General features: G+C 71.2%; 10 protein-coding genes and 1 tRNA gene. 1 reads left to right on the top strand and 10 read right to left on the bottom strand.

The genetic code is table 11. The features are described 5' to 3' along the window. Positions 1 to 14: 14 nt before the first annotated feature. The 9 genes from rpmE to M3N57_11470 all read right to left on the bottom strand — a co-directional run bounded on the left by rpmE (position 15) and on the right by M3N57_11470 (position 9,838). Positions 15 to 266 carry a 50S ribosomal protein L31 gene (gene rpmE, locus M3N57_11510; GenBank protein ID MDP9023295.1) on the bottom strand — a complete coding sequence of 84 codons (252 nt, stop codon included), beginning with the start codon at positions 264 to 266 and terminating at the stop codon, positions 15 to 17. A gap of 55 nt (positions 267 to 321) precedes the next feature. Beyond that, the gene (rho, locus tag M3N57_11505; protein MDP9023294.1) at positions 322 to 1,866 is read right to left on the bottom strand and encodes a transcription termination factor Rho; all 1,545 of its coding nucleotides are present in this window, start codon (positions 1,864 to 1,866) and stop codon (positions 322 to 324) included. 35 nt (positions 1,867 to 1,901) lie between these two features. Beyond that, the gene (gene fsa / locus M3N57_11500) at positions 1,902 to 2,570 is read right to left on the bottom strand and encodes a fructose-6-phosphate aldolase (GenBank protein MDP9023293.1); all 669 of its coding nucleotides are present in this window, start codon (positions 2,568 to 2,570) and stop codon (positions 1,902 to 1,904) included. Between the two features lie 463 nt (positions 2,571 to 3,033). Next, a complete protein-coding gene (gene thrB, locus M3N57_11495; GenBank protein ID MDP9023292.1) occupies positions 3,034 to 3,960 on the bottom strand; it encodes a homoserine kinase in 927 nt (308 codons plus the stop codon). A gap of 16 nt (positions 3,961 to 3,976) precedes the next feature. After that, the gene (thrC, locus tag M3N57_11490; protein ID MDP9023291.1) at positions 3,977 to 4,987 is read right to left on the bottom strand and encodes a threonine synthase; all 1,011 of its coding nucleotides are present in this window, start codon (positions 4,985 to 4,987) and stop codon (positions 3,977 to 3,979) included. 50 nt (positions 4,988 to 5,037) lie between these two features. Continuing rightward, positions 5,038 to 6,330: a homoserine dehydrogenase gene (locus M3N57_11485; GenBank protein ID MDP9023290.1), complete on the bottom strand. Its 1,293-nt coding sequence runs from the start codon at positions 6,328 to 6,330 to the stop codon at positions 5,038 to 5,040. Positions 6,331 to 6,413: 83 nt separating this feature from the next. Then, positions 6,414 to 7,757 (bottom strand): diaminopimelate decarboxylase, encoded by a 1,344-nt coding sequence (lysA, locus tag M3N57_11480; protein MDP9023289.1) that lies wholly within the window; start codon positions 7,755 to 7,757, stop codon positions 6,414 to 6,416. A gap of 3 nt (positions 7,758 to 7,760) precedes the next feature. Next, positions 7,761 to 9,425 (bottom strand): arginine--tRNA ligase, encoded by a 1,665-nt coding sequence (gene argS / locus M3N57_11475; GenBank protein ID MDP9023288.1) that lies wholly within the window; start codon positions 9,423 to 9,425, stop codon positions 7,761 to 7,763. 50 nt (positions 9,426 to 9,475) lie between these two features. After that, positions 9,476 to 9,838 (bottom strand): response regulator, encoded by a 363-nt coding sequence (locus tag M3N57_11470; protein ID MDP9023287.1) that lies wholly within the window; start codon positions 9,836 to 9,838, stop codon positions 9,476 to 9,478. Positions 9,839 to 9,992: 154 nt separating this feature from the next. On the opposite strand from M3N57_11470, the gene M3N57_11465 reads away from it, so the two are divergent. After that, positions 9,993 to 10,069 (top strand) — tRNA-Arg (locus M3N57_11465). A 75-nt stretch (positions 10,070 to 10,144) separates the two neighbouring features. Here M3N57_11465 and M3N57_11460 read toward each other — a convergent pair. Further along, positions 10,145 to 10,475: hypothetical protein (locus tag M3N57_11460; protein ID MDP9023286.1), on the bottom strand; the 331-nt coding region annotated here is incomplete at its 5' end.

Here is a 10,475-nt window from a genome sequence, read left to right as displayed (position 1 = left end):
TGACCGTCCATGGCCTACTTCTTGCCCGTCGCCTTCTTGGTCGGCTTGGTCGTCGCCCGCTTCTCCTCGGTCTTCTCCAGGCGACGCTGGAATCGGTCCACGCGCCCACCGGTGTCCACCAGTTTCTGCTTCCCGGTGTAGAAGGGGTGGCAGGCTGCGCACAGCTCGACGCGGATCTGCTCCTTGGTGGCGCGGGTCTCGAAGGAGTTCCCGCACGAGCAGGTCACCTGGGCAGGGACGTAGTCGGGATGGATGCCGCTCTTCATCGCTCCTCCTCGCGTGTCGGGGGCCGGGTGGCGGGCCGGTGTCGGCCGCGGCAGTTCAGCCCAGGCTGGACTTGTGGATCAGTTGCAGGAACTGGTTGTTGCTCTTGGTCGCCCGGAGCTTGTCGATCAGCAGCTCCAACGAGGCCCCCCCGTCCATCGACGCGAGCACGCGCCGCAGCTTCCACACCGCCTCGAGCTCGTCGGGGGCGAGCAGCAGCTCCTCCTTCCGGGTCCCGGACGCCTCGATGTCGACCGCCGGGAAGATGCGCTTCTGCTCCAGGCCGCGCGACAGGCGCAGCTCCATGTTCCCGGTCCCCTTGAACTCCTCGAAGATGACCTCGTCCATCTTCGAGCCGGTCTCGACCAGAGCGGTCGCGATGATGGTCAGCGACCCGCCCTCCTCGATGTTGCGGGCCGCGCCGAAGAACCGCTTCGGCGGGTACAGCGCGGCGGAGTCGACCCCACCGGACAGGATCCGCCCTGACGCCGGCGCCGCCAGGTTGTAGGCCCGGGCGAGTCGGGTGATCGAATCGAGGAGGATCACCACGTCCTTCCCGCGCTCGACCAGCCGCTTGGCGCGCTCGATGGTCAGCTCGGCAACCGCGGTGTGGTCGTCGGCGGGGCGGTCGAACGTCGAGGAGACGACCTCGCCGGTTGTGGACCGCTCGAAGTCGGTGACCTCCTCGGGGCGCTCGTCGACGAGGAGCACCATCAGGTGCGTCTCCGGGTTGTTGGTCTCGATCGCCTGCGCCAGCTGCTTCAGGATGGTGGTCTTCCCCGCCTTCGGCGGCGAGACGATCAAGCCGCGCTGCCCCTTCCCGACCGGCGCGATCATGTCGACGATGCGCATCGCGACCGGGGAGCCGTCCTGCTTCTCGAGACGGAAGCGCTCGCGCGGGAAGTAGGGGGTCAGCTCCTTGAAGTCGCGCCGCCGCGGGATGTTGCGCTCGTCGAGCTCTTCGCTCTCGATCGTGGCGACCTTGACCAGCGCGGGGAACTTGTCTCCGCCCTTGGTCTGGCGGATCGGACCCGACACCAGGTCGCCACGCCGCAGGCCGTAGCGGCGGACCAGCGACTGGCTGACGTACACGTCCTTGGGACCGGCCAGGTACCCGGTCGTGCGCAGGAAGCCGTACCCCTCGGGCAGCAGGTCGAGGACACCCTCGCGCACCTCGAGCTCGGAGGTGTCCTCGGACTGTTGCTGGCCACCGTCGCCGCGCCCCTTGCGGTTGCGGTTGCGCTTGCTGCGCCGCCCGCCACCGCCGTCACGGTTGCGCTCGCGGGTCCGCTCACGCTCGGGAGCGTCATCGGGATCACGGTCGTCACGGTCGTCGCGGTCGTCGCGGTCGTCGTGGTCGTCGGCGGTGTCCTCGTCGGCCCGCTCCTCGTCGCGCGCGCCGCTGTCACCTCGCTCGGACGCGGTGTCGGCCGCGGCCCGGGCGGCCGACGCCCCGTTGCCGGACGGCTCGCCGTTGCCCGACGACATGATCAAGTCGATCAGTTCCGACTTCTTCAGCCGCTGGTAGCCGTGGAGCTCGAGGGTCGAGGCGATCTCCTTGAGCTCCGAGAGCGCCTTGCGCTCCAGGACAGTGCGATCCATCGTTGCTCGTTCCTGCTCGTCGGTTCGTTCGTCGTTCAGCTTCGGCCAGCACCGCCCAACGCGTCCTGGTAAGCGGCCCAGTCCGCCAGGAACCGCTCGAGTCCCGCGTCCGTCAGTGGATGAGTCACCAGCTTGACGAAGGTCGCGTACGGCATCGTCGCGATGTGGGCACCGACCCGGGCGGCCTCGACCACGTGCTGCGGCGACCGCAGAGACGCAGCCAGGACCTCGGTCCGGTAGCCCTGTACCCGGAAGACCTCGCAGATGTCGGCCAGGACACCGATCCCGCCGCTGGAGATGTCGTCCAGCCGGCCGAGGAACGGTGAGACGTACGTCGCACCTGCCTTGGCCGCCAGGATCGCCTGGGACGGCGAGAAGCACAACGTCACGTTGGTGGCGATCTCTTCCCGCGACAGCTGCTGGGTCGCGGCCAGCCCGTCGGGCGTCAACGGCACCTTCACCACGATGTTGTCCGCGAGCGCCGCGAGCTCACGTGCTTCGTTGAGCATCCCCGGCGTATCGGTGGCGACCACTTCCGCGGACACCGGCCCGTCGACCTCCGCACAGATGTCCTTGAGCAGTCCGAAGAAGTCCCTGCCCTCCTTGGCGGCCAGCGTCGGGTTGGTCGTCACCCCGTCGAGGACGCCCCATCGGTTGATCTCGGTGATCTCCGCGACGTTGGCGGTATCGAGGAACAGATGCATCGGGTCGGCGCTCCTTGCTCGCTTCACGATCGCTGGTGGACCGGATCCTCCTGCTGACGGCGGAGGTTTCGCCGACGCTGCTGCCGTCCGCCGTCGACCGGGAACCGGTGAACCTCGCGGGACGCCGCAACCGACTGGCTCGATGTCCGCAGCGGTCGGGAAGCTGGATCGGGGACGCAGCGACGCGACGAGCTGAGGACCCGTCCGGGAGCGGAGAGCGTCCGTGACGCAGCTTGACGCTCACCGGCATGGTACCACCGCCGCGGCGGGCGGGTGGTCGCCGGCACGCCGGGTGCAGGCGACGGTCGCCGCGCTCGCGGGTTCAGGCTGGTTCTCCTGCGCTGCACGCCGTCGCAACGACGCGCTCGATCAGGTGGGAAGGGGGAACCGCTGTCGAGGGTATGCAGCCGGCACCGGGCAAGCAAGGCGGTGATCGCGGTGACGCGGCGACCGCCGCCGGCCGTCAGGCGGACGCCGGCGTGGCGGTGAGCCCTGACAGGTCCCAACGCACCGGCCGGACCGAGAACCCGTGTCCGGTGCCGATCGCCTCGCAGCGGTGCAGTGTGTCGGCGTCGCGCAGCCCGATCGCGGCACAGACCGACGGTCCGGCCCCCGACAACCAGGCGTGGATCCCCCCCGCCCGCAGCTCGGCCACCACCGCCCCGCTGGCCTCCATCGCCGCCAGCCTGGCCGGCTCGTGGAGGCGGTCACCGGCCAACTCGGGGGCGACCGGCCACGCCCCGAGGAGCGCGCCCAGGACGTGCCCGGCCCTGCTGGTGTGGTCGACGACGTCGTGGCGCTCGAGCGCCTCCGGCAACAACGTGCGGGCTGCCACTGTCAGCTGCCGGTCTTGGGGGATGAGCGCGACGGGGCGGAGGCGAGTGTGGGGCTGGGCGCGGCGCACCACCAGTCCTCCCGCGTCGGTGCGGGCCGCGACGACGAGCCCGCCCAGGACGGCGGGCGCGACGTTGTCGGGGTGGCCTTCGATGTCGGAAGCGATCCGCACCAGCTCCAGGTCGCTGACCTCCAGCTCACACGCCGCGCGCGCCAATCCCAGACCCGCCACGATCGCGGCGGACGACGACCCCAGTCCACGCGCCAGCGGGATGTGGTTGGAGACTTCGACGGCGAGATCCCGCGGCGGCGTGACGCCGGCGTGGGCACACAGTGCCAGCAGCGACCGCCACAGCAGGTTGCTGTCGTCGTCGGGGAGTTCGCCGGCCCCTTCGCCGTGCGATGCGACCCGTGCTCGGCGCGCACCCCGAGCGACCAGCCGGGCCTCGAGGTGCAGGGACACGGCGGCGCCGAACGCGTCGAACCCGGGTCCGAGGTTGGCGGTGGTCGCCGGGACCCTGACCACGGCACGCGCCGGCGCGGTCACCGTCGCCACGCCGCGCCGCGACCGGTCACGTGAGGTCCAGCAGCTCAGCGGCGCGGGACGCGTCGGCGGGGATGACCGGCGGCTGTGCAGCGCCGGCGATCGCCCAATCGGGGTCCTTGAGGCCGTGGCCGGTCAGGATGCAGACGACGGTCTGACCGGGTTCGAGATCGCCGGATGCGTGCAGTTGCAGCAGCCCCGCGACCGACGCCGCCGACGCCATCTCGACGAACACCCCTTCGCTGGCCAGCATGCGGTAGGCCTTCAGGATGTCGCGGTCGGTGACCGCCCCGATCGAGCCGTGGGACTCGTCTGCGGCCGCCACAGCATGCTTCCACGACGCCGGGTTGCCGATCCGGATGGCGGTCGCGATGGTCGAGGGCCGCTCGATGGGTTCGCCGCGGACGATGGGAGCCGCACCGGCTGCCTGGAAGCCTCGCATCACCGGGAGGCCGTCGATCATCCCGTCGGCGTGGTACTCACGGTAGCCACGCCAGTACGCGGTGATGTTCCCGGCGTTCCCGACCGGGATGCACACGACGTCGGGCGCACGACCGAGCTGATCGCAGGTCTCCCACGCCCCGGTGCGCTGACCGTCGATCCGGAACGGGTTGACGCTGTTGACCAGCTGGACCGGGAACGTCTCGTCCAGCATCCGGCACAGCTCGAGGGCGTGGTCGAAGTTGCCGTCGATCTGGATCACCCGCGCGCCGTGCACCAGCGCCTGCGCGAGCTTGCCTAGGGCGATCTTGCCCTGGGGGACCAGGACCCCACAGACCAGCCCGGCCTTGGCGGCGTACGCCGCAGCGGACGCCGAGGTGTTCCCGGTCGAGGCGCAGATGACCGCCTTGGCACCGTGCGCGACCGCCTTCGAGATCGCCACCGTCATGCCGCGGTCCTTGAACGACGCGGTCGGGTTGGCGCCCTCGTACTTGAGGTGCACCTCGCACCCGGTCCGCTGCGACAGCGGCTCGGAGTGGATCAGGGGCGTGCCTCCCTCCCCCAGCGTCACCACCGGGGCGTCGGGGGCGAAGGGCATGCGTTCGCGGTACTCGGCGACGACGCCATCCCACACGTGCGCGCGCAGGGTCACCCCAGCGCCTCGGACTCGACGCGCAGCACACTGGCGACCGAGCGGACCGCCGGCTCCCTGCTGAGGTCACCGACCACCGCCTGCAGGTCGCTCTCGCGGGCACGGTGGGTGATCAGGACGAGCTGGGCGGTGTCACCCTGGCCTTCCTGCCACACCTGCCCGATCGAGACGCCGTGGCGGCCGAACACGGTCGCGACGGCGGCCAGCACACCCGGACGGTCCTCGACGTCGAGGAGGGCGTAGTACTGGGTCGCGAGCTCGGCGATCGGACGGATGCGTTTGGGGCGGTGGCTGGACTCGCGCGGGCCCCGCGACTCCTGCAGCAGGTGGCGGGCCACGTGGATGATGTCGCCGACGACGGCCGAGCCGGTGGGCGCCGAGCCAGCACCCCGACCGTAGAACATCAGCTCGCCGGCGTGGTCGGCCTGGACGAAGATCGCGTTGAAGCTGTCGCGGACCGCAGCCAACGGATGGGTCTTGGGCACGAACGCCGGGTGGACCCGGACCGCGACCTGCCCGTCGACCTCGCTTGCGATCGCGAGCAGCTTGATGACGTACCCGAGGCGGTCCGCGACGCTGATGTCGGTCGGCGTGACCGAACGGATGCCCTCGCGGAACACCTCGTCGGCCACCACCCGGGTGTCGAACGCGAGCGACGCCAGGATGGCGCACTTGGCGGCCGCGTCGTGGCCGGCGACGTCGGCGGTCGGGTCCGCCTCGGCGAACCCCAACCGCTGGGCCTCGGCCAGGACATCGTGGTAGGCGGCGCCCTCCTCGGTCATCCGCGTCAGGATGTAGTTCGTCGTGCCGTTGAGGATCCCGATGACGCGACGGATGCGGTCGCCGGCGAGTGACTCCTTCAGCGGCTTGATGATCGGGATGGCCCCGGCCACGGCCGCCTCGTACTGCAGGTCGACGCCGGCGTCCTCGGCCAGGTCGAACAGGTCCGGCCCTTCGTGGGCGACGAGTTCCTTGTTGGCTGTCACCACGGGTTTGCGCTGCTTGAGCGCGCGACGGAGCAGGTCCCCGGCCGGCTGCAGGCCACCGATCACCTCCACCACCAGGTCGACGTCGTCGGCGTCGACCACGGCGGCGGGATCGTCGGTGAACACCTCGGCTGGGAGCGGCACGTCACGGTGGCGCGCGGGGTCACGGACGGCGACCCGCGTGATCTCGAGCCTGGCGCCCGTCCGGGCCGCGATGTCGTCGCGGTGCTCGTCCAGGATCCGCGCGACCCCGGCGCCGACCACGCCGCATCCCAGCAGGCCGATGCGGATCACGCGACGCATGGGGACTCCTTCGCGTTGCGCTCGAGCCTACCGAGCGCCCTTCTGCTGCCTGCCCGGCACGTGCGGATGTCGCCGTTGGAACCTCAGCGCAGCGCGACGTCCCGGGCGACCAGGTCGTCGTAGGTCTCGCGCCTCAGGAGGGGACGGACCTGGCCGTCGCGGACCAGCACCGCCGCGGGGCGTGGCAGCCGGTTGTAGTTCGACGCCATCGACTCCGTGTACGCCCCGGTCGCGGCGACGGCGAGCAGGTCACCGATCCGCACGTCGACGGGGAGCGACGCGCGTTCGCGCACCAGGTCGCCCGATTCGCAGTGCTTGCCCACCACCGTGAACGCAGCGGCGTCGTCGCTGCCGCGGCGGTTGACGAGCTCGACGTCGTGGTCGGCGCGGTACAGCGCCGGACGGATGTTGTCGCTCATGCCGCCGTCGACGCTCACGTAGGTCCGCACACCCGGCAGCTGCTTGATCGTTCCGACCTGGTAGACGGTGACGGCGGCGGGACCCACGATGGCCCGCCCCGGTTCCACCCACAGCCGCGGCCGTGGCAGGCCGTGCCCGTCGCACGCCGCGTCGAGCGCCTCGGTGACGGTCCGCGCCATCCGCCCGACGTCGACCGGAGGGTCCTCGTGGGTGTAGCGGATGCCCATACCCCCGCCGAGGTTCATCTCGGTGATGTCGAGCCCGAGCTCGTCGCGCCAGCGCGCCAGCACCCCGACCAGCACTTCGGCGTTGGCTGCGAAGGGGTCACCGCCGAAGATCTGCGAACCGATGTGGGCGTGGACGCCGACCACGTCGACGTGCTCGAGACGCAGGGCGTGCTCGATCGCGACGCGGTCGTGACCGAAGCGGATCCCGAAGCCGAACTTCGAGTCGTCATGCCCCGTGCGGACGTAGTCGTGGGTGTGCGCGTCGATCCCCGGCGTGATGCGCAGCCAACACGTGAAGGTGTGGTCGAGTTCGCGACCGAGCGCCTCCAGACGATCCAGTTCGACGATGCTGTCGACCGCCACACGCCCCACATCCAGTTCCGCGGCGAGACGCAGCTCCGCCAGCGACTTGTTGTTCCCGTGGAACACGACGCGGCGCATCGGGATCTGGGCCACCCGGGCGGTGTGCAGCTCGCCACCCGACACCACGTCGATCCACAGTCCCTCGTCGGCGACCAGCTGCAGGATCCCGACCGTGCACCAGGCCTTGGACGCGTAGGCGACCTCGGCGCCGGCGAACGCCCGGCGGTACTGCCGGCAGCGGGCGCGGACGTCGGCCTCGTCAACCACCCACAGGGGCGTGCCGTGGTCGCGGGCGAGGTCGACGACCGACACCCCGCCGATGTGCAGCACCCCGTCGTCGCCGCGCTGGGCGGTGCACGGCCACGGCCCGAGCGGTCGCTGCGCCGGGCGCCCGCGGGCCAGCGGGTCGTCGGTCACCGCCTACATCCGCTCCGGGGCGGAGACCCGCAACAGCGCCAGCGCCGTGGCCAGGACCTGCATGGCGGCGACCGCGAGCCAGTACCGCGCCCGTGCGATGTCGTCGCGGACGCCCAGGACCCGGCACTCGGTGTAGAAGCGGTGGAAGGACCCCGCGAGGTCCTCGGCGTACCGGGTGAGGCGGTGCGGGGCGCGCAGATCAGCGGCTTGTGCGACCACCTCCGGCAGCTCGGCCATCCGGCGCAGGAGCTCCTCCTCGGTCGGTTCGGTCAGCAGATCGAGGGCGGCGTCGTCGACCGTGCCGGCGTAGAAGCCGGCTGCGTCGGCGTTGCGCAGGATCGACGCGATGCGGGCGTGGGCGTACTGCACGTAGTACACCGGGTTGTCCATCGACTGGCGCACGACCTCGTCGAGGTCGAAGTCGATCGGCTGGTCCAGGCCGGTGCGCAGGTAGTGGTAGCGGAGGGCGTCGCGGCCGACCTCGTCGAGGACCTCCGCGAGCGTGACGAACTCCCCGGCGCGGGTGCTCATCCGGACCGGCTGCCCGCCGCGTGACAGGTTCACGAGCTGCCCGATCCGGATCTCGAGCGTCTCGTCGGGGACGCCCAGCGCCCGCCCGAGCGCCTGCATCCGCCCGACGTAGCCGTGGTGGTCGGCGCCCAGCAGGTAGATGAACCGGTCGTAGCCGCGTTCGCGCTTGTTCTGCAGGTACGCGCAGTCCGCTGCGAAGTACGTCGGCCGGCCGTCCGACCGGATCAGGACCCGGTCCTTGTCGTCACCGAAGGCGGTGGTGTTGAGGAACACCGCACCGTCTTCCTCGTAGACGTGGCCGGCCTCGGCCAACAGGTCGACCGTGGCCTGGACGGCACCCTGCTCGTGCAGGGACCGTTCCGAGAACCACGTGTCGAAGTCCACGCCCATGGTGTGGAGCACGTCGCGGAGGTGGTCGGTCATGAGCTCGACGGCGATCTGACCGATGCGTTCAGCGACCTCGGCGTCGTCGCCGCCGCCGAACACCGCGTCGCCGAGGTCGGCCTTGATCTCGGCGGCCAGCGCGTCGACGTAGTCCCCGCGGTAGTGCTCGTCGGTGCGGTGGCGCCCGAGGCCGGCCGCCACGACCGACTCCCCGAAGCGCCGGATCTGCTCGCCGGTGTCGTTGAGGTAGTACTCGCGCTCGACGTGGTGGCCGTCGGCTTCGAGCAGCGCCGCGATCGCGTCACCGGCCGCCGCCCACCGGCCGTGGCCGACGTGCAGCGGACCGGTGGGGTTGGATGAGACGAACTCGACGTTGATGCGTTCGACGTCGACCTCCGCGCGGGTCCGCCGACCGAAGCGGTCGCCTTCCGCCAGGACACGCCGCACGACGTCCTGGAAGTAGCTGTGGGCCAGCCGGAAGTTGACGAAACCGGGCCCGGCGACGTCCACGGCGGCGATCACCGGGGGGACCTCGAGGTTGGCCACCAGCTGCTCGGCGATGGCGCGGGGCGTCTGCTCGGCCTCGGCGGCGATCGACAGCGCCACCGGCGTCGCCCAGTCGCCGTGCTCGGGTTGGCGAGGCCGTTCCAGAGGGATCTCTGCGACTTCCGGCAGTCCGGCGGCCAGCAGGGCGGTGCGGATGCGGGTCGCCAGTTCCGCCAGGACGGGGTCGAGTTCCTGTGGGGTCGTCATCGCCTACCGAGGGTACGCAACGGTCGATGTGGCGGAGCCGGCAGGGCCGGTCAGCGGCTCCGCCCCGTCAGCTCGTCGACGAGCTCGACCAGGTCGATCGGGTCGAACGGCTTGGTGATGTAGGCGGCGACCCCCAGGTCGGTGCCCTTCTGGATGTCGGCGTCCTGCGCGCGAGCCGACAGGAACACCACCGGGATGGCCTGCAGATCGGGGTCGGCCTTCAGTTCGGCGCAGACCTGCCAGCCGTCCTTCTTGGGCATCATGACGTCGAGGAGGATCGCGTCGGGCCGGGTGGTGCGGGCCTTGTCGAGGGCCTCGTCGCCATCCGAGGCGACCTCGACCTCGTAGCCTTCCATCTCCAGGTTGACCTGCAGCAGGCGTTGGATGACCGGGTCGTCGTCGACCGCGAGCACCTTGGTCACCGCCCCTCCCCTGACCTTCCGGACGAACCGTAGCCGCTCGCGTCCGACACGCCGTCGGGTTCCACGGTCGGCGACCGGTGCAGCGGCCAGCGCCAGGATCGGTGGTAGCCTCGCTGCGGCGCCCCCGACCGGGCGCCGTCGTCGCGCGGGCGTAGCTCAGCAGGATAGAGCGTCGGCCTCCGGAGCCGAAGGTCGTGGGTTCGAATCCCGCCGCCCGCACCACCCGGACCGTCGCCGGCGAGGTGGTCTGGATCGGCGGTGACGAGCGATACGTTCCCCGGCCGTCACCCGGCCCGGTCAACCGGTGACGTCGAAGCTCATCGCGGCGCCCCGGGTGGCGTGCGGTGCCGTGGCGTTGAGCACGAAGGTGTGCTGGCCGGGGGAGGCGTCGGCGGGCACGGTCACCTCGACGGTGAAGTCCGGGCCCTCGGCGGTGGCCAGCAGCGGACCGTCGCGGTCGTCCCAGCGGATCTCGACCGGACCGTCGGCGAAGCCCTCGACCGTGACGGTGACCTGAGTGCCGGCGGGGCCGGCGTGCGGGGAGATGTCCAGGCGCATCCGTGGCTGCGCCTCGGCCGTCGCCGCCTGCGGCGACGCACGTGGCACGGGCGGCGCGCCGATCCCCGAC

This window comes from Actinomycetota bacterium, assembly GCA_030776725.1.
GTDB lineage: Bacteria > Actinomycetota > Nitriliruptoria > Nitriliruptorales > JAHWKO01 > JAHWKW01.
The sequence above is the reverse complement of the archived record's forward strand: the minus strand, read 5'-3'. Positions and strand labels throughout refer to the sequence as shown.

Bases quoted from the DNA above. Each gene is read 5' to 3' on its own strand.
- rpmE (MDP9023295.1), bottom strand. From the start codon at position 266: ATGAAGAGCGGCATCCATCCCGACTACGTCCCTGCCCAGGTGACCTGC.
- rho (MDP9023294.1), bottom strand. From the start codon at position 1,866: ATGGATCGCACTGTCCTGGAGCGCAAGGCGCTCTCGGAGCTCAAGGAG.
- fsa (MDP9023293.1), bottom strand. From the start codon at position 2,570: ATGCATCTGTTCCTCGATACCGCCAACGTCGCGGAGATCACCGAGATC.
- thrC (MDP9023291.1), bottom strand. From the start codon at position 4,987: ATGCCCTTCGCCCCCGACGCCCCGGTGGTGACGCTGGGGGAGGGAGGC.
- M3N57_11485 (MDP9023290.1), bottom strand. From the start codon at position 6,330: ATGCGTCGCGTGATCCGCATCGGCCTGCTGGGATGCGGCGTGGTCGGC.
- argS (MDP9023288.1), bottom strand. From the start codon at position 9,425: ATGACGACCCCACAGGAACTCGACCCCGTCCTGGCGGAACTGGCGACC.